The sequence below is a fragment of the Ruegeria sp. CH11 genome, from assembly GCF_056537105.1.
Window position 1 is genome coordinate 290,822 of the sequence record NZ_JBQFQX010000003.1, and the last position, 22,576, is coordinate 313,397.

The 22,576-nt window shown below is 59.3% G+C and carries 20 protein-coding genes; 7 read left to right on the top strand and 13 right to left on the bottom strand.

Annotated elements, in window-relative coordinates; all coding sequences use genetic code 11:
* Positions 1 to 27: 27 nt before the first annotated feature.
* The 6 genes from dnaN to ACR0LX_RS07340 all read right to left on the bottom strand — a co-directional run bounded on the left by dnaN (position 28) and on the right by ACR0LX_RS07340 (position 6,122).
* On the bottom strand, positions 28 to 1,149 hold the full coding sequence (dnaN, locus tag ACR0LX_RS07315) for a DNA polymerase III subunit beta (protein WP_480783143.1): 1,122 nt from the start codon (positions 1,147 to 1,149) through the stop codon (positions 28 to 30).
* A gap of 224 nt (positions 1,150 to 1,373) precedes the next feature.
* A complete protein-coding gene (dnaA, locus tag ACR0LX_RS07320; RefSeq protein ID WP_480783144.1) occupies positions 1,374 to 2,756 on the bottom strand; it encodes a chromosomal replication initiator protein DnaA in 1,383 nt (460 codons plus the stop codon).
* Positions 2,757 to 3,303: 547 nt separating this feature from the next.
* Positions 3,304 to 3,567: a 30S ribosomal protein S20 gene (rpsT, locus tag ACR0LX_RS07325; RefSeq protein WP_142638226.1), complete on the bottom strand. Its 264-nt coding sequence runs from the start codon at positions 3,565 to 3,567 to the stop codon at positions 3,304 to 3,306.
* A 231-nt stretch (positions 3,568 to 3,798) separates the two neighbouring features.
* The gene (locus tag ACR0LX_RS07330) at positions 3,799 to 4,575 is read right to left on the bottom strand and encodes an enoyl-CoA hydratase (RefSeq protein ID WP_480579375.1); all 777 of its coding nucleotides are present in this window, start codon (positions 4,573 to 4,575) and stop codon (positions 3,799 to 3,801) included.
* Between the two features lie 66 nt (positions 4,576 to 4,641).
* Positions 4,642 to 5,493, bottom strand: a complete 852-nt coding sequence (mutM, locus tag ACR0LX_RS07335; RefSeq protein WP_480783145.1) for a bifunctional DNA-formamidopyrimidine glycosylase/DNA-(apurinic or apyrimidinic site) lyase — start codon at positions 5,491 to 5,493, stop codon at positions 4,642 to 4,644.
* Positions 5,451 to 6,122, bottom strand: coding sequence for a hypothetical protein (locus ACR0LX_RS07340; protein WP_480783146.1), 672 nt, complete (start codon positions 6,120 to 6,122; stop codon positions 5,451 to 5,453). The genes mutM and ACR0LX_RS07340 overlap by 43 nt, the downstream gene beginning before the upstream one ends.
* 162 nt (positions 6,123 to 6,284) lie before the next feature.
* Here ACR0LX_RS07340 and ubiE point away from each other — a divergent pair, with 162 nt between their 5' ends.
* Positions 6,285 to 7,037, top strand: coding sequence for a bifunctional demethylmenaquinone methyltransferase/2-methoxy-6-polyprenyl-1,4-benzoquinol methylase UbiE (ubiE, locus tag ACR0LX_RS07345; RefSeq protein WP_480783147.1), 753 nt, complete (start codon positions 6,285 to 6,287; stop codon positions 7,035 to 7,037).
* A 3-nt stretch (positions 7,038 to 7,040) separates the two neighbouring features.
* Positions 7,041 to 8,570, top strand: coding sequence for a 2-polyprenylphenol 6-hydroxylase (gene ubiB / locus ACR0LX_RS07350; RefSeq protein WP_480783148.1), 1,530 nt, complete (start codon positions 7,041 to 7,043; stop codon positions 8,568 to 8,570).
* 96 nt (positions 8,571 to 8,666) lie between these two features.
* On the opposite strand, the gene ACR0LX_RS07355 is transcribed toward ubiB, so the two are convergent.
* Positions 8,667 to 9,842, bottom strand: coding sequence for an acetyl-CoA C-acyltransferase family protein (locus ACR0LX_RS07355; RefSeq protein WP_480783149.1), 1,176 nt, complete (start codon positions 9,840 to 9,842; stop codon positions 8,667 to 8,669).
* 117 nt (positions 9,843 to 9,959) lie between these two features.
* Between ACR0LX_RS07355 and ACR0LX_RS07360 the strand changes: the two genes are divergently transcribed.
* The 5 genes from ACR0LX_RS07360 (at position 9,960) to ACR0LX_RS07380 (ending at position 15,104) form a co-directional block, all read left to right on the top strand.
* Positions 9,960 to 10,523 (top strand): helix-turn-helix domain-containing protein, encoded by a 564-nt coding sequence (locus tag ACR0LX_RS07360; protein WP_480783150.1) that lies wholly within the window; start codon positions 9,960 to 9,962, stop codon positions 10,521 to 10,523.
* Positions 10,524 to 10,633: 110 nt separating this feature from the next.
* Entirely contained in the window at positions 10,634 to 11,818 is a 1,185-nt protein-coding gene (locus tag ACR0LX_RS07365; protein ID WP_480783151.1) for a glycine C-acetyltransferase, read from the top strand.
* A 14-nt stretch (positions 11,819 to 11,832) separates the two neighbouring features.
* On the top strand, positions 11,833 to 12,861 hold the full coding sequence (gene tdh / locus ACR0LX_RS07370; RefSeq protein WP_480783217.1) for an L-threonine 3-dehydrogenase: 1,029 nt from the start codon (positions 11,833 to 11,835) through the stop codon (positions 12,859 to 12,861).
* Between the two features lie 87 nt (positions 12,862 to 12,948).
* Complete coding sequence (locus tag ACR0LX_RS07375; protein WP_480783152.1) at positions 12,949 to 13,776, top strand: alpha/beta hydrolase; 828 nt, start codon at positions 12,949 to 12,951, stop codon at positions 13,774 to 13,776.
* 137 nt (positions 13,777 to 13,913) lie between these two features.
* Positions 13,914 to 15,104 carry a S41 family peptidase gene (locus tag ACR0LX_RS07380; RefSeq protein ID WP_480783153.1) on the top strand — a complete coding sequence of 397 codons (1,191 nt, stop codon included), beginning with the start codon at positions 13,914 to 13,916 and terminating at the stop codon, positions 15,102 to 15,104.
* A 173-nt stretch (positions 15,105 to 15,277) separates the two neighbouring features.
* Here the strand turns inward: ACR0LX_RS07380 and infB are convergent, their stop codons facing one another.
* From infB to pip, 6 genes are all read right to left on the bottom strand, one after another.
* Positions 15,278 to 17,752, bottom strand: coding sequence for a translation initiation factor IF-2 (gene infB / locus ACR0LX_RS07385; RefSeq protein ID WP_480579357.1), 2,475 nt, complete (start codon positions 17,750 to 17,752; stop codon positions 15,278 to 15,280).
* Positions 17,753 to 17,760: 8 nt separating this feature from the next.
* Positions 17,761 to 18,384: an RNA-binding protein gene (locus ACR0LX_RS07390; protein WP_480579355.1), complete on the bottom strand. Its 624-nt coding sequence runs from the start codon at positions 18,382 to 18,384 to the stop codon at positions 17,761 to 17,763.
* Positions 18,385 to 18,406: 22 nt separating this feature from the next.
* Complete coding sequence (gene nusA / locus ACR0LX_RS07395) at positions 18,407 to 20,020, bottom strand: transcription termination factor NusA (RefSeq protein WP_480783154.1); 1,614 nt, start codon at positions 20,018 to 20,020, stop codon at positions 18,407 to 18,409.
* Positions 20,020 to 20,610, bottom strand: coding sequence for a ribosome maturation factor RimP (rimP, locus tag ACR0LX_RS07400; RefSeq protein ID WP_010442531.1), 591 nt, complete (start codon positions 20,608 to 20,610; stop codon positions 20,020 to 20,022). The genes nusA and rimP overlap by 1 nt, the downstream gene beginning before the upstream one ends.
* Positions 20,611 to 20,770: 160 nt before the next feature.
* Complete coding sequence (locus ACR0LX_RS07405; RefSeq protein ID WP_480783155.1) at positions 20,771 to 21,592, bottom strand: ABC transporter substrate-binding protein; 822 nt, start codon at positions 21,590 to 21,592, stop codon at positions 20,771 to 20,773.
* A complete protein-coding gene (gene pip / locus ACR0LX_RS07410) occupies positions 21,589 to 22,566 on the bottom strand; it encodes a prolyl aminopeptidase (RefSeq protein ID WP_480783156.1) in 978 nt (325 codons plus the stop codon). The genes ACR0LX_RS07405 and pip overlap by 4 nt, the downstream gene beginning before the upstream one ends.
* Positions 22,567 to 22,576: the final 10 nt, after the last annotated feature.

Sequence of the window (22,576 nt, forward strand, 5' to 3'; positions counted from 1 at the left end):
CGCCGGAGGCATCGCGCGTCAGCGCGATCAGACGCGCATCGGCATGACGACATAAACCGCGCTCTGATCATTGCCTTCGCGCATCAGGGTCGGATCCCCCGCCGAGTTAAACAGGAACACCGCGTTCTCTCGGTCAACCTGCGAGGCGATCTCCAACAGATACTTGGCGTTGAACCCAATCTCCAACCGCTCGTCGCCATAGGCCACGGCCAATTCTTCCTCAGCCGCGCCACTATCTGGCGCGTTCACCGACAGAACCAGCTTGTCGCCATCCAGCTGCAACTTCACCGCGCGCGAGCGTTCCGAGGACACCGTCGCAACCCGATCGACGGCCTGCGCAAACTCGGCAGCGTCCACTTCCAGCTTGCGGGTGTTGCCCTGCGGGATAACGCGGGTGTAATCGGGGAAAGTACCGTCAATCACTTTCGAGGTCAGCGTGATGTCGGGCGTGGCAAAACGCACCTTGGTTTCACTGACCGACACGGCGATATCCATCTCGTCATCTTCCAGCAGCTTGCGCAGCTCACCCACCGTCTTGCGTGGCACGATCACCCCCGGCATGTCCACGGCGCCATCCGGGCAATCCGCATCGATGCGCGCCAGACGATGGCCATCGGTGGCCACGCAGCGCAGCACCTTGCCGCCATCCGAGCCGTCGGTGACATGCATATAAACGCCGTTCAGGTAATACCGTGTCTCTTCCGTGGAAATGGCGAATTTCGACTTGTCGAACAACCGCCGCAACAGCGCCGCCGAGGCCGTAAAGTTCGACTGATATTCCGAGGACGCCATGACCGGAAAATCCTCTTTCGGCAGCGTCGCCAGCGAGAAATTCGACCGCCCGGCTTCAACCGTCAGACGACCTGCCGCACTGTCGGCGGTCAGCGTCACCAACGCGCCATCGGGCAGTTTGCGGACAATCTCGTGCAGCGTGGTTGCCGCCACTGTCGTCGCCCCGGCTTTCTCGACTTGTGCTGGGGCCTTGTCGACCACTTCGATATCCAGATCTGTGGCGCGAAACTGCACCTGATCGCCTTCGGCTTCTATCAGCACATTTGCCAGGATCGGAATTGTGTTGCGACGTTCGACAACTGATTGGGCCTGCGAAACGGCCTTGAGAAGGGTGCCGCGTTCGATGCTGATCTTCATACCCTCAATTCCTCTGACTTGCGTGCCGAAACAGGCGGGACTGGCACGTTAGCGGTTCCACCCTGAGGCACAAGGATTTTTTACGGATTTCTGGGTTGGAATGCCCGATGCGTCAAGGGGCGCGTGGTCCATCTGTCACAGTTCATGGCGGACCGTGGGCAATAGCGCACAAAAACGCCCCGGACCAAAGACCCGAGGCGCGTTCAAAATGGGGATGTATAGGTTTAGGCCTCCAACGCCCGGCGCAGCATCTCGACATCTTCGGCGATCTGGCCATCGGTCAGCTTCAGCTCTTCGATGCGTTTGACGCCGTGCATGACCGTGGTGTGATCCCTCCCGCCAAAACGGCGGCCGATTTCAGGCAGGGACCGGCTGGTCAATTGCTTGCACAGATACATCGCCACCTGCCGCGGGCGCGCATAGGACCGCAGGCGTTTCGGCCCGATAATGTCTGACATGCGGATGTTGTAATATTCCGATACCTTGCGCTGAATCTCTTCGACGGTGATTTTTCGCTCGGACATGCGCAATACGTCGGCCAGACAATCCTGCGTCAAATCCATATCGATCTCGCGACCGACCAGCGAAGCAAAAGCGAACAGACGGGTCAGCGCCCCTTCCAGCACGCGCACATTGGTCGAGATGCGTTGCGCCAGAAATTCCAGAACACCATCCGAGATCGTCAGATCAGGATAGGTGCTGCTGTATTGCTGCACCTTGTTCTGAAGAATGCCCAGACGAAGTTCGTAATCGGTCGGGTGTAGGTCAACGACGAGGCCACATTGCAGGCGCGATTTCACGCGGTCTTCCAGATCCTTGATCTCACCCGGCGCACGGTCGGCAGAGATGATAATCTGCTTGTTCTGGTCCACCAGCGCGTTGAATGTGTGAAAGAACTCTTCCTGAGTGGAATCCTTGCCGGCGATGAACTGCACGTCATCAACCATCAGCACGTCGACCGAGCGGAACAGATGTTTGAAATCCATCATCCGACGCTCGCGCAGGGCCTGAACAAAGCGGTACATGAACTGTTCTGCCGACAGGTACAGAACATTCAGTTCGGGATGCCGGGTTTTCAGTTCCCACGCGATGGCGTGCATAAGGTGCGTCTTACCCAGACCTACGCCGCCATAAAGAACCAGTGGATTGAACGTGACCGGACCACCCTCGGACACACGGCGCGCGGCGGCATGGGCAAGCTCGTTCGGCTTGCCAACCACAAAGCTGTCAAAGGTAAAGCGCGCATCCAGCGGCGCGGCCTGCAACGCTTCCAGCGCTTCCCCTGCCGGTTCGGCCGAGGGCGCTTTTGCCGGGGCTTCGGATTTGATCTTTGCATCTGCGGACTGAACCGGACGTGTTGAAGAATTGGCAGCGGTTTGGAACGCCAGTCGCTGAACGGATTCACCCGACGTGTTCAGTTCATACAGAATCAGATCAGCGAAATTCTGACTGACATAGTTTCCCATGAAATTGGTCGGTACAGAAAAGACGGCCACGCCATCCTGCAACTCCTGGAACTCGAGCGGTTCGATCCAGGTGGTAAAGTTGTTTCGTCCCACAGCCTTGAGCAACTTGCTACGCAGCTGCCCCCATTTCTCTTGTGTCATACGGCGCCTCACGCATCCCATTCTTTATTGGCCTGTCGGCCTTATTACTATGGTCCGGTTCCCCGGTTTATTGCGTTCACGCACAAGGCTACCTTTGCGCCAGACCGAGTAAGGTCTGGCGGGTAGTCAATTCGATGTTCAGCGCAGTCACACCTTACTCGACCCCAAAACAGGGCCGCACCCGCTTTTCGGGTGACGCATCACAGCTCAAATTTTCGACAGGGCCAGGATCAATGGCAACACCTTGATCCACAGCAGATCGTCCGTCCGACCAAGGTCGGTTTTCGAACATTCGCCCCATTGATCTTCCTGATGCCCGTCAGGTCAATCGCTGGAACAGCCTGTCCCCCCAAGCGAGTGAATCGCTGAAACAGTGGTAGCAAGAGGGCACCGGTCGCGGCAATGAAACTCTGATATTGACTCGGGGTTCGGCCCGAAAGAATCTCTCAGTTTCGTGAAGGCGCGGCTTTCCGGCAACAATGAAAAAGGCGCCGCGCAGCGCGACGCCTTTTTCTCAGACCAACGCTTGACGCGTTTTCCAGCAGAATCAGCCCAGCGCTTTGACGCGGGCCGACAGGCGGGACATTTTGCGGGACGCGGTGTTCTTGTGGAAGACACCTTTGGTGACGCCGCGCATCAGCTCGGGCTGAGCCGCGCGCAGGGCTGCGGTTGCTGCGTCCTTGTCACCGGATGCGATGGCTTCTTCAACTTTGCGCAGATAGGTACGGATGCGCGAACGACGTGCTTTGTTGACGGCGAAGCGCTTTTCGTTCTGACGAGCGCGTTTCTTTGCCTGGGGCGAGTTTGCCATGTGTCTCTGACCTTTGTTCGGTACGGTTATCTTGGGTTGCGCGCCACGGACATGTCCGCACCGGATCAGAAATCACGAGTGTGAGTCGGGCCAAGCGGGCCGCACGCGCATGTATAGCGGCGCTGACTATCCAAGTTCACAAGGTTTGACAAGCCGATTCTTGTCATCTGCATAGCCGCCATGAACAAGGCGGGCCAAGGCCCGCCCCGGATCAGCCCAATGGCGCGCCAACTATTTGTCGCGGAACTGGGCCGAGCGCTTTTCGAGAAACGCCGCCATGCCCTCTTTCTGATCTTCGGTAGCGAACATCGAATGGAACACGCGCCGCTCGAACAGCATCCCCTCGCTGAGCGGCAGTTCATAGCTGCGGTTGACGGCCTCTTTGGCGGCCATAGCGGTCAGCAAGGATTTCTCGGCGATCTTCTGGGCAACGCCGGTGGCCTCTTCGATCAGCTTTTTGGCTGGAACCACCCGACTGACCAGGCCTGCGCGCTCGGCCTCTTCGGCGTCCATGAAGCGACCGGTCAGGTTCATGTCCATCGCCTTGGACTTGCCCACGAACCGGGTCAGTCTCTGCGTTCCCCCCAGGCCGGCAATGACACCCAGATTGATCTCGGGCTGTCCGAACTTGGCGTTGTCAGCAGCGATGATGAAGTCGCACAGCATGGCCAGTTCGCATCCACCGCCCAGCGCGTAACCGGCGACGGCGGCGATGATCGGCTTGCGAATGGCTGTGAGCCGGTTGTTTGCGTCGGCAAAGAGGTTCACGTTGAACACATCGACATAGCTCATGTCGGACATCTCCTTGATGTCCGCGCCAGCGGCAAAGGCTTTGTCCGAGCCGGTGATGACGATGCAGCGCACCTTGTCATTGCGATCCGCGTCTTCCAACGCTTCGCATAACTCACCCAGCAACTGAGTGTTCAGTGCGTTCAGCGCATCGGGTCTGTCGAGTTTGATTAGGGCGACGTGGTCTTCGATTTCGACGATGATCGTCTCAAAAGCCATGAGGTAAAAGCTTCCGGTTGTTCCGTTCAAGTACGATTCCTTACCACGCGAAAAACTTGGATCAAGCTATCTTTGACATTGCGCACAGTAGAAGGATGAGCGACCGGACTGGGTGATTCTCTTGATTGCTGCACCACAGCCCTCGGTCCGACAGGGATCGCCTTCGCGGCCATAAACGTCAAAGCTGTGCTGAAAATATCCAAGCTCTCCATCGGCTTGGCGGAAATCGCGCAGCGACGAGCCGCCCGCCTCGATCGCCTCCTGCAACACCTGACGGATGATTGGGACCAGCGCTGCGACCCGCGCAGCAGAGATTTGCCCCGCCTTGCGACGTGGCGACACGCCAGCGCGAAAAAGTGCCTCGCAGACGTATATGTTGCCCAGACCGGCAACGATTCCCTGATCCAGAAGCGCCGATTTGACCGGCGTGTTCTTGCCCTTGAAGGCCTCGATCAAATGCTGTTCGTGAAAATCGTTGCCCAGCGGTTCAGGCCCCAGAACCGACAACAGCTTGTGACCTTCAGCGGACACCGTCGGTATCAGATCCATCGCACCGAACCGGCGTGGATCGTTGAAGGTAATGCGAGCGCCATTAGCCATATGGAACACCACATGGTCGTGTTTTTCCGGCATCGGGTGTTCATGTGCGAATTGTCCCAGCGGATCGCCCGAGACCGTCATCCGCCCCGACATCCCCAAATGAATCAGCAGGGTTTCACCGCTGCCGAGATCCGCCAAAATGTACTTTGACCGTCGCCGCAACCGATCAACCCGCTGCCCGGTAAGCCGTTCAGCCATCCGCTCGGGGAACGGCCAGCGCAGATCGGGGCGGTTCACGTCCGCACGTTCGATCAACTCGCCTTCCATAGCGGGGCTTAGACCCCGGCGGACCGTTTCGACTTCGGGAAGTTCCGGCATGTCCTCTCCTGATTTGCTGCGATGGCATTTTCCAGCGCCCGCACCATTTCATCATGTCCGGTTACGTATTTCAGAATCCGTGCCGTCTTCCCATCGGAAAATCGCAGAAGGTAATTTCCGTTGTGCCCGAGGCGTATCGATTTGAGCTTGTTCAGATCATAGTAGCGCCGCTGAAACAAAGGGCTCATCGTCACCAGTTCTGACCCATCGATCGAGATGGAATTGGCGAGGTGAAAGACCAAAGTATAGGCACCCAGCGCCATTATAGCCAACTTGATCAGCACTATGGTCTCAGGGTGCAGCATAGAGAATATTTCGTCTGCACGCGCCAGTTCCGGCCTCACGAAGCTGATATAGAACAACACAATCAGAACCATCACGGTCACTACGATCACACCCGGCGTTGTTCTAAAACTCATCCGGGTCAACGATTGCTGCGCAGGCCGTTCGCTACCGGCCCCAAACATCGAATCCTGCAAAACATCATTGGGAATGTGCCGCGTAAACGCATCAAGTTTGTCTCCAAGACCCTCAGCGCGATGCACCCTGAAAATCGTGCGGACGACGGCCCTGGCCCGCCAAGCGATATAAAGAAACGCCAGAAGCGTCCCCAAAATAGCTGCAAACATCTAAGGTCCCAGAACTTCTTGATGAACGACCATCTCCTAACCGGCGACTAAGGAAAATATGTGGCGTGCAACCAAATCGCGTGCCCTGCTACCTTTTCACGCGATTGTCTTCCCGGACTCGGAACCTATAAGGAAGGACAACACAAACAGAGGCATCCGTTCATGTCCGACAGCAACGACAAGACCACTCATTTCGGTTTCGAGACCGTCCGCGAGGCTGAAAAGGCCGGGCGTGTGCAGGGCGTGTTCAATTCGGTCGCTTCGAAATACGATGTGATGAACGATGTCATGTCGATGGGCATCCACCGGGTCTGGAAGGACGCAATGATGGATTGGCTCGCCCCGCGTCCCGGTCAGCGCCTGCTGGATGTTGCGGGTGGCACAGGCGATATCTCGTTTCGCTTCCTCAAACGCGCAGGCCACGGCCACGCCACGGTTCTAGACCTGACCGAACCGATGCTGATCGAGGGCCGCCAACGTGCCGAAGCCGATCAGATGTCCGACAGTCTGAACTGGGTGGTGGGCGATGCGATGGCCTTGCCCTTCGAAGACAACACTTTCGACGTCTACACGATTTCCTTTGGCATCCGGAACGTAACCCGCCCACAAGAGGCGCTGAACGAAGCCTTTCGCGTCCTGAAACCCGGCGGTCGCCTTATGGTGCTGGAGTTCAGCCAGCTACCCAATGACGGGCTGCAAAAACTCTATGACCTCTACAGTTTCAACGTCATCCCACGCATGGGCAAGCTGATCGCCAATGATTACGACAGTTATCAGTACCTGGTCGAATCGATCCGCAAATTTCCTGATCAGGAGACCTTCCTGAGCATGGTCCGCACTGCGGGCTTTGAGAACGCCAAGTACCGAAACCTGAGCATGGGCATCGCCGCGCTGCATTCCGGCTGGAAGATCTGACGTATGCGAGGCCCTCACAACATCATCCGCCTGATCCGAACAGGCGCCACGTTAGAGCGCACGGGTGCGATGAACGTAGTGCTCGACGCGTTCGAAGCTCCGCGCGCGATCCGCATTCTTGCCCACACGCTGGGAAAACCGTTCCAATGGCTGGGTTACAAAGGCGATCCTGATATGCCGCCCGCCACCCGCGCGCTGACCGCCCTGGGCCCGGCCTATATCAAGTTTGGACAGGTCCTTTCGACCCGCCCGGATGTGGTGGGCAACGAGTTGGCCGCTCAGTTGCGCGTCTTACAAGACAAGCTTCCGCCCTTTTCCAAGGCAGAGGCCATGGCAGAAGTCGAGAAAGAGCTCGGCCAACCGACCAGCGAGATCTTCAGTGACTTCAGCGAGCCCATCGCTGCTGCCTCGATCGCGCAGGTTCACAAGGCCAAGCTCACCAGCACTGGCGAAGACGTGGCCGTAAAAGTCCTGCGCCCGAATATCGAGCGCGCCTTCCGCAAGGATGTAGACGCGTTTTATTTTGCTGCTCGCATCGTCGACCTGTTTGCCCCCGGTGCGCGCCGCCTGCGCCCGATGGAGGTGATTGAACATTTCGATGGGGTCGTACGTGGTGAGCTGGACCTGCGTCTGGAAAGCGCCGCCGCCTCGGAATACGCGGCCAACACCAAGGACGATGCCGGGTTCTGGCTGCCGCCCGTGGTCTGGTCTCTGTCCGCGCGCCGGGTGATGACGCTCAGCTGGGCAGATGGCATTCCGCTTGGCGACAATGACGCGCTGGACGCGGCCGGTCACAATCGGAGCGATCTGGCAGAACGCGTGTTGCGTATGTTTCTGCTGCACGCCTTGCGCGATGGCTATTTCCACGCCGACATGCATCAGGGCAACCTCAAGGTCGCCGCGAATGGAGACATCATCGCCTATGACTATGGCATCATGGGCCATATCGACGAATACACGCGCCGGGTCTATGCCGAGATCCTCTTCGGCTTCATCCGCCGCGACTACAAGCGCGTGGCCGAAGTGCATTTCGAGGCCGGTTATGTCCCCGCCAACCAGGATGTCGATGAATTCGCCCGCGCCCTGCGCGCAGTCGGCGAACCGATCTTTGGCATGGACGCGACGCACATTTCGATGGGTCGGCTGCTGAGTTACCTATTTGAAGTCACCGAACGCTTTGGCATGGAAACCCGGACCGAGTTGATCCTGCTGCAACGCACCATGGTTGTCGTCGAAGGCGTCGCCCGCTCGCTTGATCCTCATATGAATATCTGGGAGGTCGCCCGCCCGGTTGTCGAAGATTACATCAAGCAATCCATCGGCCCGCGCGCGGCCCTGCGCGATCTGGGAAAAACTGCTTTGGTCCTGGCCCGCTTTGGCCCTCGCCTGCCCGGGCTGGTCGAAAACGCCCTGATCGCCCAGACGCACAAGGAAGATCCTCCGAAATCGTCGCTCTGGTCGGTTGTCCTCCCCGCCTTGGTTGGCGCAACCGCCGGTGCGGCGCTGGTCTTGCTGATCAACGCAATCGGCTAGTACCGACCCGCCTGGCTCATCTGGCTCAAAATATCCCCGGGGGGAAACGCGCCTTGACGCGATGGGGGGCAGACAGCCCCCCAACCCGGCTTCAAGTCAAAGCCGCTCGATAGCGATCGCGATTCCCTGACCACCACCGATGCACATGGTGATCAGACCTTTGGACCCACCGACACGTTCCAGTTCGTACACTGCTTTCAGAGTGATGATTGCACCGGTCGCACCCACAGGGTGACCCAGCGCAATTGCACCACCGTTCGGATTGACCTTTGCCGCGTCCAATCCAAGCTCCTGATTGACCGCCAGCGCCTGTGCGGCAAACGCCTCGTTGCTTTCGATCACATCAAAATCATCGGCTGACAGGCCGGTCTTTTTCAGAAGGTTCTGAACCGCCGGAACCGGACCTATCCCCATCACTTCAGGGCGCACACCCGCATGGGCATACCCCAGCACGCGTGCCTTGGGTTTCAACCCGGCTTTCTCGGCAGCATCCGCCGTCGCAAGCACCATGGCCGCCGCGCCATCATTGATGCCCGAAGCATTGCCCGCGGTCACGCGCCCGTCTTTCTTGAACACAGGCCGCAGCCCGGCCAGAGCCTCGGCAGTGGTCCCCTTGGGATGCTCATCGACTTTGAAATCGACCATGTCGCGCTTGATCTTAACCTGAACCGGAGTGATCTGGCTTTCGAAATACCCCGCTTCGACAGCCGCCGCCGCGCGGGTCTGGCTGGTCATGGCAAAGGCATCCATCTGTTCGCGGCTGATCTGGTGTTCATCGGCGACATTCTCGGCGGTGACGCCCATATGCCCCGTACCAAACGGGCAATTCAGCGCCCCCAGCATCATGTCCAACGACGAAACGTCCCCCATCTTCGCGCCCCAGCGTGCCTGCGGTACGATATAGGGGCTGCGCGACATGCTCTCGGCGCCGCCCGCGACAGCAAATTCCGCATCCCCCAGCATCAGAGACTGAACTGCGGAAACGATCGCCTGCGCACCCGACCCGCACAGGCGGTTTACGTTCATCGCCGGCGTGCCGTTCGGAATGCCCGCCTGCATCGCTGCCACACGGGACAGATACATGTCGCGTGGCTCGGTGTTGATCACGTGACCGAAGACCACATGCCCGATCTGTGCGCCTTCCACACCCGACCGTTCGAGCGCGGCCTCGGTCGCAACGGTCGCAAGATCGATGGGCGCGGTCGAGGCCAGCGCCCCGCCAAAGGTTCCAATTGCGGTGCGGGCACCGTCCAGCAATACGATATCGGTCATGTCAGCCTCCTCGGGGATTCGGCGCAAGTATGCACCTGCGGCATCGACCTGTCCCATGAGACGTCCCGTCACGCCCGGAATTGACAACCGCCTGTGCAACGCGCATGAAATTCCGCCATGACGGAAAAAACTGACGATATTCTGATACGCCTGCCCGCTCGCCTGAAAGAAGCGCGCCGTGCCAAGGGACTGTCGCTTGAAGCCGTGGCGAATCTCAGCGGCGTTTCGCGATCGATGGTCAGCCAGATTGAGCGAGGCGAAAGCAGCCCGACGATCTCGACCCTGTGGAATCTGACCCGCGCGTTGCAGGTGGATTTTGCCGGTCTGTTGGAGGACACCGACGCGACGAGCCAGATCGAGGTTTTGCGCAATTCCGAAGTGCCCAGCATCGACAATATGGGCCAGAATTGCCGTATTCGCATCCTCTCGCCACCTGAAGAGGCCGGCGGCCACGAAGTTTATGATATCCAGTTCGATAAAGGTGGTGCCTTGAACAGCCAGCCTCATGCGCGGGGCGCACGGGAACAGCTGACCGTGCTGGAAGGAGCCGTTTGCGTGACCTCTGGCACGGCCTCCAGCGATCTCGGACAGGGCGACACCGCCCGCTATGCAGCGGATGTCGCGCATTCGATCGTCGCCGATGGGCATGCGCGCGTCTTCCTGATCGTCAAAAACGCCTGACACCGGCAAGAATCCGCCTTTACGGATTTTTTTCTCGTATATTGCCATTCCCTCATTTGGGAATTATGTCCGTTATGTTAGATATGCGACTCAGACAAACGGAGACCGCCATGGCTGATGCATTCCTGTCCCACATCACGGACACCCTCGCGCAGATCGAATCCGAGGGTCTGTACAAGCGTGAACGAATGATCACCTCGCCTCAGGGCGGTGAGATTACGGTAGCTGGCAAACAGGTCATCAACCTGTGCGCCAACAACTACCTGGGTCTGGCAGACCATCCGGCGCTGATCGAGGCCGCCAAAGCTGCGATGGAACCCAAAGGGTTCGGCATGGCCTCGGTCCGGTTCATCTGCGGCACGCAAGATATCCACCGCGAGCTTGAACAGCGTCTGGCAAAGTTTCTGAACAAGGACGACGCGATCCTCTTCGCCGCCTGTTTCGATGCCAACGGAGGGCTGTTTGAGCCTTTGTTAGGGCCTGAAGACGCCATCATCTCGGACAGTCTGAACCACGCTTCGATCATCGACGGGGTGCGGTTGTGCAAGGCGAAACGCTATCGCTATCTGAACAACGACATGAACGACCTCGAAGCCTGGCTGAAACAGGCGCGCGAGGACGGGGCGCGGCACATCATGATCGCGACTGACGGCGTGTTCTCGATGGATGGCTATCTGGCGAACCTGCCGAAAATCCGGGAGCTGGCGGACAAATACGACGCCATCGTCATGGTCGATGACTGCCACGCCACGGGCTTCATGGGGCCAAACGGGGCGGGAACGCCCGATCATTTCGGCATCGATGTCGACATTCTGACGGGAACCTTGGGCAAGGCACTTGGGGGGGCTATCGGCGGTTACATCGCCGGGCCGCAGCCAGTGATCGACCTGCTACGGCAGCGGGCGCGGCCCTATCTGTTCTCGAATTCGCTGCCACCCTCCATCGTCGCCGCTGGGCTTGAGGCGATCCGTCTGGTCGAAGATGGCGACATGCTGCGCGCGCAGCTGTTTGGTAACGCCAAATACTGGCGCGCGGGGCTCGAAAAGCTGGGCTTTGACCTGTTACCCGGGGAACACCCCATCATTCCCGTGATGCTGGGCGAGGCGACATTGGCGCAAGAGATGGCCAGCCGCCTGTTTGATGAGGGCGTCTATGTCTCTGGCTTCTTCTTTCCGGTCGTTCCGCGTGGTCAGGCGCGTATCAGAACACAGATGAATGCGGCTCTAACACGGGACGAACTGGACCGCGCGCTGTCGGCATTCGGCAAAGTTGGCACAGAACTGGGGGTGATCTGATGCGACCAAACACCATGAAGGCACTTGAGAAATCCAAGCCCGAAGAAGGCCTGTGGATGGTACAGGCACCGGTGCCCGAAATCAGTGCGGAAGAGGTGCTTATCCGCGTCAACAAAACCGGCATCTGCGGCACCGATATCCATATCTGGAACTGGGATGACTGGGCCGCTGCCACGGTGCCGGTCCCGATGATCACCGGGCATGAATTTGCCGGCGAGATCGTCGAGATCGGCCGCAACGTGACCGGGCTCGAGATCGGCCAGCGCTGTTCCGGCGAAGGACACCTGATCACCACTGACAGCCGCCAAAGCCGCGCGGGCAAGTTTCATCTCGATCCCGGCACCCGTGGGATCGGAGTGAACGAGCAAGGGGCATTTGCCCAATACTTGAAACTGCCCGCCTTCAACGTGGTGCCCCTGCCCGATGACGTTCCCGATGAGATCGGCGCCATCCTCGATCCGCTTGGAAACGCGGTTCATACCGCGCTCAGCTTTGATCTGCTGGGCGAGGATGTTCTGATCACCGGCGCGGGCCCAATTGGCATAATGGCTGCAGCCGTGGCCCGCCACGCCGGGGCGCGACATGTTGTAATCACCGATATCAACCCGGACCGCCTGAGACTGGCTGAACATGTGGTGCCGACAGTGCGTACCGTCGACGTGTCCAGGGAAGAGCTGCAGGACGTCATCGCGGAACTTGGCATGAAAGAGGGTTTCGACGTCGGGCTGGAAATGTCAGGCTCGCAAATCGCGCTGGACCAGATGGTCGAGGCACTGGTGATGGGCGGCAAGATCGCCCTGCTTGGCATCCCACCCGGAAAATCCCCGGTCGACTGGTCGCGTATCGTGTTCAAGGCAATCACCATCAAGGGCGTCTACGGGCGCGAGATGTTTGAGACCTGGTACAAGATGATCGCCATGTTGCAGAACGGTCTGGATGTCAGCCGCGTGATCACGCACAGATTTGGCGTCGATGACTTTGCCCAAGGTTTTGCCGCGATGAAATCCGGGCAATCGGGCAAGGTTGTATTGGATTGGACCTAAAGCACTGGAACAGCGCTGTATTAGTCCCTAAACCTAGGGAAATTTGGCCCGTATCATGGGCGGCAGGGACAGGAGCAGGCGCAATTCATGCTTTATCGCGGGTTTTCTCAGTCAGAGCTTGAGCAGGAATATTCCCCCAGTTCGATGATTGGGGGTGACCTGTCACCTTATGTGGCCAGCTACGCAGCGCTCAGCGCGCAGGCGCGGGCCGATCTGGAGGTGCGCCAGAACCTCGCCTATGGCGATAACCCATCGCAGGTGCTGGATTTCTATCCGGCGAAAGGACGCGGCGCCCCGCTGCATGTGTTTATCCATGGCGGCTATTGGCAAGCCCTCAGCCAGCGTGAATCGGCCATGATGGCACCCGCGCTGATTGACGCCGAGCAGTCTTTTGCCACGCTGAACTACACGCTCGCACCCGGCGCGCGCATTGGCGATATGGTCGGCGAATGCCGCAACGCTTTGTTGTGGCTAGCCGCGAACGCATCCAATCTGGGCTTCGATCCCGCGCGGATCACTCTGTCTGGCCACAGCGCCGGGGCGCATCTGGTGGCGATGGTCATGGCAACCTCGGCCGACGCACTGGCCCGCGCCGGGCTGCGTATCCGCGATGTGATCCTGATCAGCGGCGTTTACGACCTGGAGCCAATCAACCAGACAACGGTGAACGATCCGCTGCAACTGACACCAGTCGAAGTACACGACCTGTCCCCGATCCTGCACCTACCCGCACCCGGCCCGCGCTACCAAGTGACGGTGGCGGAACGGGACACGGCAGAGTTCATTCGTCAAAGCCAGGAATATGCCGAGCTATTACGCAAGGGCGGACACGCGGTCAGTTTCGATCTGAAAATGGGAATGCACCATTTCGACATCATCATGCATCCAAGTACATTTCTGCCCGCTTTGCGCTGATCAAGCGTATTTGGCGGAAGCAGGTTTGAACTTTGCATCACAAAAAACCTAAGCAAACCGCATCTAACGACCGAGCCTTGAATGACCTCTCTGTACCCAATCTGGACATTGATGAGCTGCTACGCGCATTGTGAACCATGTCGCTCACGGAAGACTTGCAGCAAATTCTAGAAGTTGCCCTGCCAACCGATCCCAGCTTTCGGCGGATCGAAAGGGCCGTGATAGACAATTGCATTCATGACTGCCGACAATACGCATCAGAGGGCTCAATCGAAGCCTTTCTGTTGTCCGCAATGCGCCTATTGGCGCTGCCCGACAATGGGCACACACGGCTGATTCCGAATGATGCGATCTCGGTGCTACCGCTGAGATTCGTGAGCGTGGGGCGCTCAGTGCAAGTCATTGGTACGGCACCAGGGATAACCGCACCACAAGGAGAGCTGATAGCAATCAATGGCACAGATCTGAGCCAAATCGAAGCCGCAGCAGAGGAATTTCTGGCGGGAACATGCCAAAGGAAACGGGTCATCGGACCGATTCTTCTGGCCTGGCCTTACGCTTTGTCTCGTCTGGGTTTTTCTTCAAACGACGGCACGACCGAGTATCGTGTGCAGCGCAAAAATGGGCAGCCGACCAATCTGAAAGTGGTAAATGAAAATACTGTTCCTGCATCAACACTCTACCCGAGAAATGAGCACGGCAAAGCGGATCCAGCCTGGGAACCCGAGACCTTTGTGGCAATACAGGACTGGCAAGAGCTTGGGCTGTCGATAACGCTACCCAGCTTCTTTGATCCGAGCGGAAGTGCGCTGCCCAAATCCATCTCAGCCGTAGTGGGACGCGTGCGCGCCTGCTCGAGCAAAACATTATTAGTTGATGTCCGCGGAAACACTGGTGGCGATTTTCTGTTAACGATGCCCCTGATTGATGCGATCGCGGAATGTGAAAGTCAGCAGGTTGTTGTGCTTGTCGATAAATTCACGTTTTCCGCAGCGATCGTGTTCGTAGCCATCCTTAAACATCGGTTGGGAAATAGGCTCAAACTCATCGGCGAAGAAATGGGCGATGGGTTGACGTTCTTTGCCGAAGGCGGGTCGCTGGAATTACGGACAAGCGGAGCGGTCGTTCGATACTCATCAGCCTTTCACGACTGGAAGAATGGAACGTCAGACGAAACCACACCGCCCGAGATCGCGCGACAAATCGTGCCTGCAGGTGCGCTGAACTTGGATCGGGAGTGGATCGCAAGACCTACTAGCGAGGACGCACAAGGCGCGTTCTATCAACGCGTTCTCAAAAGCGTGAGCGACAAAACGATCGACCGGTGAGTCCACACCGCTGATGTTAGCTAAGACCTACATGGTCGATAGGAACGGATTTTTGGGCGCGCTTGTACCGACTGGTTTCAGAAAGTCTCGGGCAAACGATCAAAGCTTCGCGTCTTCCAAAAAAACAGCGGCCCAAACGAGCCGCTGCTTCTTGTTTCAAAAACAATACCGGATCAATCCAGCGTTCGGGTGACCTCTTCGCGCTCGAAGATTTCGATCACGTCGCCGGCGCGGATATCGTCGTAGTTTTCGAACGCCATACCGCATTCCTGTCCCGACTGAACCTCGGCCACTTCGTCCTTGAAGCGTTTCAGCGTCTTCAGCGTACCTTCGTGGATCACCACGTTGTCGCGCAGCAGACGGACGCCTGCGGAACGACGCGCCACGCCTTCGGTGACCAGACAGCCAGCAACCTTGCCGACACCGGTGACCTTGAAGACTTCGCGAATCTCGGCGTAACCGATGAACTTCTCGCGGATCTCGGCGCTCAGCAGGCCGGATGCGGCGGCTTTCACGTCGTCCACGAGGTCATAGATCACCGAGTAATAGCGAATCTCGACACCTTTCTGGTTCGCGGTGTTCCGGGCCGATGCGTTGGCACGAACGTTGAAGCCCATGACCGGCGCGCCGGAGGCTTCGGCAAGGCCGACATCCGTCTCGGTGATCGCACCAACGCCCGAGTGCAGAACGCGCACGCGCACTTCGTCGTTTCCGATCTTTTCCATCGCCTGAACGATGGCTTCGGCAGAGCCCTGCACGTCGGCTTTGACGAGGATGGGCAGCTCGGCCACGTTCTCGTCTTCCTTGGCCTTCTGCATCAGCTGCTCAAGGGTGGTCGCGGCACCGGCGGCGGCGCGTTTGTCCTTGGCGGCTTGTTCGCGATAGGCCGCGATTTCGCGGGCCTGCGCTTCGGTCTCGGTCACGTTCAGAACGTCGCCCGCTTCGGGCGTGCCGTTGAGACCCAGAACCTCAACCGGAACGGAAGGCCCGGCCTCCTTAACGCGGTCGCCCTTGTCGTTGATCAGCGCGCGGACCTTACCGTATTGCTCACCCACAACAAAGATATCACCCTGACGCAGCGTGCCGTTCTGAACCAGAACGGTGGCCACGGGACCGCGACCTACATCCAGCTGCGCCTCGATCACGGCACCTTGGGCGGCGCGGTCGGGGTTGGCTTTCAGTTCCAGAATCTCGGCCTGCAGCGCGATGGCTTCCAGCAGTTCATCAAGGCCCTGACCGGTGACGGCCGAAACTTCGACGTCCTGAACTTCGCCGGACATCTTTTCGACGATGACTTCATGCTGAAGCAGATCGGTTCGGACTTTGTCGGGGTTCGCCTCGGGCTTGTCGATCTTGTTGATCGCCACGATCATCGGCACTTCGGCCGCTTTGGCGTGGTTGATCGCCTCGATCGTCTGCGGCATCACCGCGTCATCTGCAGCGACAACCAAAACCACGATATCCGTGACCTGAGCCCCGCGCGAGCGCATCGACGTAAAGGCCGCGTGACCCGGTGTATCCAGGAAGGTCAGCGTGGTGCCGCCATCGGTTTTCACCTGATAGGCGCCGATATGCTGAGTAATCCCACCGGCCTCGCCTGCCACAACGCGCGCATCGCGGATTGCATCCAGCAACGAGGTCTTGCCGTGGTCGACGTGGCCCATGATGGTGATGACCGGCGGACGCGGTTGCAGATCGTCTTCGGTATCTTCGACCTCTTTGATGACGTCTTCGACATCCGAATCGGATACACGCGTGACCTTGTGGCCAAACTCTTCGATGATCAGTTCAGCGGTGTCGGCGTCGATGGTCTGGTTCTGCGTGACCATCATGCCCATCTGCATCAGCGATTTGACAACGTCAGCCACACGCTCGGCCATACGGTTGGCCAGTTCCGAGACCATGATCGCCTCGGGCAGCTGAACGTCGCGGATCACCTTTTCACGCTCGACAGGGCCACCCATGGCTTTCTGACGCGCACGCTCCTGCTTGCGCTTCATCGACGCCATCGAGCGTTGACGGTTGCCTTCGCCGCCGGTCGCCTGACCCAGTGTCAGCTTGCCCGAGCGACGGTTGTCGTCGCGGCCCTTGCCACGTCCGCGCTGTTCACGCTCGCGATCCTGCTTGCGAGGCGTTGCAGCTGGGGCCGGTTTGCTGGCCGGGCTGCGGGCAGCTTTGGGTTCTTCAGGTGCCGGGGCGGCAGCAGCGCGTTTAGCGGCTTCTTCTGCCTCTTTGCGCTTGCGCTCTTCGTCCTCGGCCTTCTGGCGCGCGCGCTCTTCGGCCTCACGCTGTTCGCGTTCCTTGGCTTCCTGCTCGGCGCGGCGGCGGGCGCGTTCTTCTTCACGCGCCTTTTCGGCGGCCTCGCGCGCTGCGGCCTCTTCGGCCTCGCGTGCTTTGGCGGCCTGCAATGCCTTCATCCGGCGCGCCATTTCCGCGTCGGAAATTCCCGCAGGACGACGCGACGGATCACCCGAGGGCGTGGCTCCGCCACCAGGCTTGGTCGCGCCCGGCTTGGGGACCACCACGCGTTTGCGCTTGGTTTCCACCACGACATTCTTGGTGCGTCCGTGGCTGAAACTCTGTTTCACATTTCCGGGGCGTGCCCCGCCACGAAGACCCAATGTCTTTTTGCCGTCATTCTCGCTCATAAAGCTTTTTACCCTTCCGCGCGGCCCCTGCCGCCGTCATCCGTTTCGCGCAAGCCACGCAGGCGCTGCGCTTCCTCTACAACACGTTTGGCGAGTCCGCCAGAGGCCAGCGCCGCATGAATCACGGTTTGGCGCCCAAATGCCTGTCCCAACTCGTCCGCCGTCAGCCAGCCGATGTATTTTCCGAAGTGCGGCGTGCTCAGTTTCGACTTGCCGCGCCCCGATCCGTCGGTGGCCTGAATCAGTACCTGGGCCTCTTCACGGTCCAGCCACGTCTTGACCTTTTCGTATCCTGCGACCGCATCGCCTGACTTTCGGGCTAAACTCAGCAGCTCGATCACCCGGCGTGCAACCTGTCGCTCGACCTCGTCGGTCAGGTCCTGCGGCGCGCTCACCTGCGCCTTGAACCCACGCGCGAACAGCTTCTTGCCAATCGCCTTGTCCAGCGCGGCACGATCCGCCGACACATAGACCCCGCGCCCCGGCAGTTTTGCCGCGACATCGGGAAAGACCTGACCGTCCGGCCCCGTCACAAAGCGGATCAACCCATATTTAGGCTGAACCTCGCCCGTGGCGATGCACTTGCGCTCGGGGCCTTCCGACCGATCCTTATGGACGCCACCGCGACCCATGTGCGCCACCCGAGGCCTGAAATCAGGCCTCGACCTCCTCGTCGGTCGCTTCGCCGTCTTCTTCGGCCTGCTCCAGCTCGGCCGGATCGACCCAGCCCAGCATGATGCGGGCGGTCATGACCAGATCCTGCGCTTCTTCCAGCGTGACGCCGAAAGGCTCGAGAACGCCGTCATCCTTGATGCGCTCGCCATCGACCGTGGTCCAGCCACCGGCCAGTTCCCAGTCGGCACAGGTCGCAAAGTCTTCGAGCGTTTTCACGTCGTCATTGGCCAGCGCCTCAACCATCTGGGGTGTCAGACCCTCAAATTCAATGAGGCTTTCCTCGGCACCCAAGGCACGGGCAGCGTCCAGAGCGGCCTTGGCCTGTGCTTCCAGGAATTCGCGCGCGCGCGTCTGCAGTTCCTGCGCAGTGCCTTCGTCGACACCGTCGATGACCAGCAGCTCTTCGATTTCGACGTAAGCGACCTCTTCAAGGTTGGTGAAGCCTTCCGAGACCAGCAATTGCGCGAAAAATTCGTCCAGATCCAGCGTTTCCATGAATAACTGGGTGCGCGCTTCGAATTCTTTCTGACGGCGGGCCGATTCTTCGGCCTCGGTCATGATGTCGATGTCCAGATTGGTCAGCTGGCTGGCCAGACGCACGTTCTGACCACGGCGACCGATGGCGAGGGACAGTTGCTCCTCGGGAACAACAACTTCGATCTTGCCCGCTTCTTCGTCCAGAACCACTTTGGACACCTCGGCAGGTTGCAGCGCGTTCACCAGGAAAGTCGGTTGATCTTCGTTCCACGGGATGATGTCGATCTTTTCACCCTGCAGCTCGTTCACAACGGCCTGCACACGGCTGCCGCGCATACCGACGCAGGCACCAACCGGATCGATCGAACCATCATAGGAAATCACGGCAATCTTGGCGCGCGAGCCGGGGTCACGGGCCACTGCCTTGACCTCGATGATGCCGTCATAGATTTCCGGCACTTCCATCTTGAACAGCTCGGCCATGAATTCCGGCGCGGTGCGCGACAGGAAGATCTGGTGGCCACGCACTTCGCGGCGGACTTCCTTGATATAGGCGCGCACACGGTCATTCGGACGATAGCTTTCGCGACCAATCTTGTCGTTGCGGCGCAGAACGGCCTCGGCACCACCCAGATCGACGATGACGTTGCCGAATTCCTCGCGCTTGACTGCACCGTTGATGATTGTGCCTGCGCGATCCTTGAACTCTTCGTATTGACGGTCACGCTCGGCTTCGCGCACCTTCTGCAGGATCACCTGTTTCGCGGACTGAGCCGCAATCCGACCCATTTCAACCGGTGGAACTTCTTCGACGAAGACGTCACCAACCTCGGGCGCTTCCATGTATTGCTTGGCCTGCTCGACTGTCATCTCGGCCTGATAGTTCTCAAGCTCTTCATCCTCGACCACGGTGCGGACGCGGGTAAAGGTCGCTTTGCCGGTCTTGCGGTCGATGGACACGCGAATGTCCATTTCTGCGCCGTAGCGGCTTTTGGCGGCGCGGGCGAGCGATTCCTCCATCGCTTCGACAACCAGACCGGGGTCGATCATCTTTTCGCGGGCCACGGCCTCGGCGGTCTGCAGCAGCTCCAGCTGGTTGGCTGAGGTGATTGCCATCAGTTCGTCTCCTCTTCGGACCCTTCGGTCTCAATCTCGTCGAAAGCGTTTTCGTTCAGGGCACCGGCGTCTTTGCGCTGGCGCAGCATTTCCTTGATCAGGTCATCGGTCAGGACCAGCTTGGCGTCGCTCAGCCAGTCGAATTGCAGGCCGATGGTAATGGTCTCATCCCCCTCGGGGATATTGATCAGAACCTCATCCCCTTCGATCCCAGCCAACTCACCCTTAAACCGGCGGCGACCGTCGATCAGTTCGGCGGTTTCGATCTTCGCCTCATACCCCTCGAACGTCTCAAAATCCTTGAGACGGGTCAGAGGGCGGTCAATACCGGGGCTGGACACCTCAAGCGTATAGGCGTCGAGGATCGGGTCCTCGACATCCAATGTGGCACTGACCGCGTTGGAAATTTCGGCGCAATCGTCCACTTCGATGCCACCATCGGGCTTGTCCGCCATGATCTGCATCGTGGTGGTCTTGCCGCTCATCAGGCGGATACGAACAAGCTCATACCCCAGATCCTCGATCACGGGGGTGATGATCTCGGCCAGTCGCCGGTCGATGGCAGCTTTGGCTATCAGGTCGTTTGTCATCAGGTTCTCTACCCTGTCAGTCGGGCACAAAAAAACGGGCGCGCGGCCCGTCGAATTTTCCGGTGGAGCCTTGAACCAGAAGTCCAACGCGCCGCTGTTGCAGATGCATATACGCAGGAGTTTCCGAGTCTGCAACCCCCGGCAGGTTTCGTGATCGGATTTACGCCAGCCACCACCGTTCTGCGATGCGGCCATCGTCCAGGGCGCGGTCCTGCCCGATCTGGCGCGGAACGCCAACCTGAGCCGCGACGGCCAGTGCCATATCCGCTTGGCTGGGGTGGAATCTCAGGCCGCGCACATCCTTCAGCGCGTTCCGCTCCGGCAAGGCCGCTACATCGACATACCCGTCGCGCAACGCTTCGGCGCGCACATGTGCATCCGGGATCACGATGATCTCGATCGCGTCGGCCCAGCCTGCCAGACCATCCTTGTAATGGCCCGTGACGCGGCGGCCCAGAAAATGCCGCCCATCCTCGGCCCGTTCAACCCGGTAGCACCCGGTTCCGTTGGCCGCGTGCAGCGGAGTCACCACCTGCCCGCTGCGGGTCACAACAAACCGGCTGTCCGCCAGCAGAAACGGCAAACCCGGATTGGCCTCTGCCAATTCCAGCCTTATCCGGTTTGGGGCCAGTGCCTCGGCCCGTCCAAGTGCATCAAGCGTCGCTACAACGTCCCAGGCCTCCAATGGCGCCGTGTCGTGAAACATAACTCCATCGCGCAAATCAAAAGACCAGACGCGCGCTTCGGCATCCGTCTGCCAACCGCTTGCCAATTCGCCACGCAAGGTTCCATCCGGTGCGATCTCGGTCAGCGTATCGAACACGGCCCCGCGCGCAACCTGTTCCAGACTGTCGTCGCGCGGAACAGCCAGCCGTAGCGTACCGCCCTTCTTGGGCGTATCCGCCAGCGAAGCACCGGTCGCGGCCAACAACGCTGCGGCAGCACCGGATGCGAACAGGGCACGACGGTCGATCCGGGTCATGCCACACCCTCCGCCACGCGATCCATGATGCGCACCAATTCTGCGCTGATGCCCGGTTCGGACAGGGCATGGCCTGCGTTGCGCACCATTCGCAGCTCGGCATTCGGCCAGAGTTGCGACAGGTTCCACGCGGCCTGCGGCGGGCAAATCATGTCATACCGCCCCTGCACGATATGGCCGGGGATATGCTTGATCCGATCCATGTTCGCCAGAATCTGACCGTCAAACTCCATGAAACCACCGTTGATGAAATAGTGATTCTCGAGCCGCGCAAAGGTGCGCGCGTATTCGCCGGGGCTTTCGCCCACCGATCCGTTGGTATGAATCGAAGCCAGTGCGTTCTCCCAATGCGACCACGCCCGCGCAAACAGGATCTCGGTCGCGCGGTCACCAGAAAACAGGCGCTTGTTGTAGGCTTTGATCGCATCCGTCTGCTCATCCTCGGATAACAGCGAGGTGAATTTGGCCCATTGCTCGGGCCAGAATTTGCCCGCCCCGCCGCCATAGAACCAATCCAGCTCGGCCTGGGTCATCAGGAACACGCCGCGCAGCACCAGACGGCTGACGCGGTCGGGATGGGTCTGCGCATAGGCCAGCGCCAGCGTCGCCCCCCAGCTGCCACCAAACGCGATCCATTCGTCGATGTCGAACAGTTCACGCAGGCGCTCGATATCCGCCACCAGATGCCAGGTCGTGTTGTCTTGAACGGACGCAGTGGGCCGCGACCGCCCGCATCCGCGCTGATCGAACAGAATCACCCGATAGGCATCCGGGTCGAAATACCGCCGCATCGCCGGGCTGCATCCGCCGCCCGGTCCGCCATGCAGCACGACCACCGGGATACCGTCGGGATTGCCCGATTGTTCAACATATATGCGGTGCCCGTCGCCCACATCGACCATGCGCTGATCGAAAGGATCGATCGGCGGGTACAGATATTGAACTGCGCGCTTTTGGTCCGGGTACTTGTCCATTATGGCCCTA

Excerpts from the sequence above, each read along its gene's own strand:
- dnaN (WP_480783143.1), bottom strand. The coding sequence starts at position 1,149 with ATGAAGATCAGCATCGAACGCGGCACCCTTCTCAAGGCCGTTTCGCAG.
- dnaA (WP_480783144.1), bottom strand. The coding sequence starts at position 2,756 with ATGACACAAGAGAAATGGGGGCAGCTGCGTAGCAAGTTGCTCAAGGCT.
- rpsT (WP_142638226.1), bottom strand. The coding sequence starts at position 3,567 with ATGGCAAACTCGCCCCAGGCAAAGAAACGCGCTCGTCAGAACGAAAAG.
- ACR0LX_RS07330 (WP_480579375.1), bottom strand. The coding sequence starts at position 4,575 with ATGGCTTTTGAGACGATCATCGTCGAAATCGAAGACCACGTCGCCCTA.
- mutM (WP_480783145.1), bottom strand. The coding sequence starts at position 5,493 with ATGCCGGAACTTCCCGAAGTCGAAACGGTCCGCCGGGGTCTAAGCCCC.
- ACR0LX_RS07340 (WP_480783146.1), bottom strand. The coding sequence starts at position 6,122 with ATGTTTGCAGCTATTTTGGGGACGCTTCTGGCGTTTCTTTATATCGCT.
- ubiE (WP_480783147.1), top strand. The coding sequence starts at position 6,285 with ATGTCCGACAGCAACGACAAGACCACTCATTTCGGTTTCGAGACCGTC.
- ubiB (WP_480783148.1), top strand. The coding sequence starts at position 7,041 with ATGCGAGGCCCTCACAACATCATCCGCCTGATCCGAACAGGCGCCACG.
- ACR0LX_RS07355 (WP_480783149.1), bottom strand. The coding sequence starts at position 9,842 with ATGACCGATATCGTATTGCTGGACGGTGCCCGCACCGCAATTGGAACC.
- ACR0LX_RS07360 (WP_480783150.1), top strand. The coding sequence starts at position 9,960 with ATGACGGAAAAAACTGACGATATTCTGATACGCCTGCCCGCTCGCCTG.
- ACR0LX_RS07365 (WP_480783151.1), top strand. The coding sequence starts at position 10,634 with ATGGCTGATGCATTCCTGTCCCACATCACGGACACCCTCGCGCAGATC.
- tdh (WP_480783217.1), top strand. The coding sequence starts at position 11,833 with ATGAAGGCACTTGAGAAATCCAAGCCCGAAGAAGGCCTGTGGATGGTA.
- ACR0LX_RS07375 (WP_480783152.1), top strand. The coding sequence starts at position 12,949 with ATGCTTTATCGCGGGTTTTCTCAGTCAGAGCTTGAGCAGGAATATTCC.
- ACR0LX_RS07380 (WP_480783153.1), top strand. The coding sequence starts at position 13,914 with ATGTCGCTCACGGAAGACTTGCAGCAAATTCTAGAAGTTGCCCTGCCA.
- infB (WP_480579357.1), bottom strand. The coding sequence starts at position 17,752 with ATGAGCGAGAATGACGGCAAAAAGACATTGGGTCTTCGTGGCGGGGCA.
- ACR0LX_RS07390 (WP_480579355.1), bottom strand. The coding sequence starts at position 18,384 with ATGGGTCGCGGTGGCGTCCATAAGGATCGGTCGGAAGGCCCCGAGCGC.
- nusA (WP_480783154.1), bottom strand. The coding sequence starts at position 20,020 with ATGGCAATCACCTCAGCCAACCAGCTGGAGCTGCTGCAGACCGCCGAG.
- rimP (WP_010442531.1), bottom strand. The coding sequence starts at position 20,610 with ATGACAAACGACCTGATAGCCAAAGCTGCCATCGACCGGCGACTGGCC.
- ACR0LX_RS07405 (WP_480783155.1), bottom strand. The coding sequence starts at position 21,592 with ATGACCCGGATCGACCGTCGTGCCCTGTTCGCATCCGGTGCTGCCGCA.
- pip (WP_480783156.1), bottom strand. The coding sequence starts at position 22,566 with ATGGACAAGTACCCGGACCAAAAGCGCGCAGTTCAATATCTGTACCCG.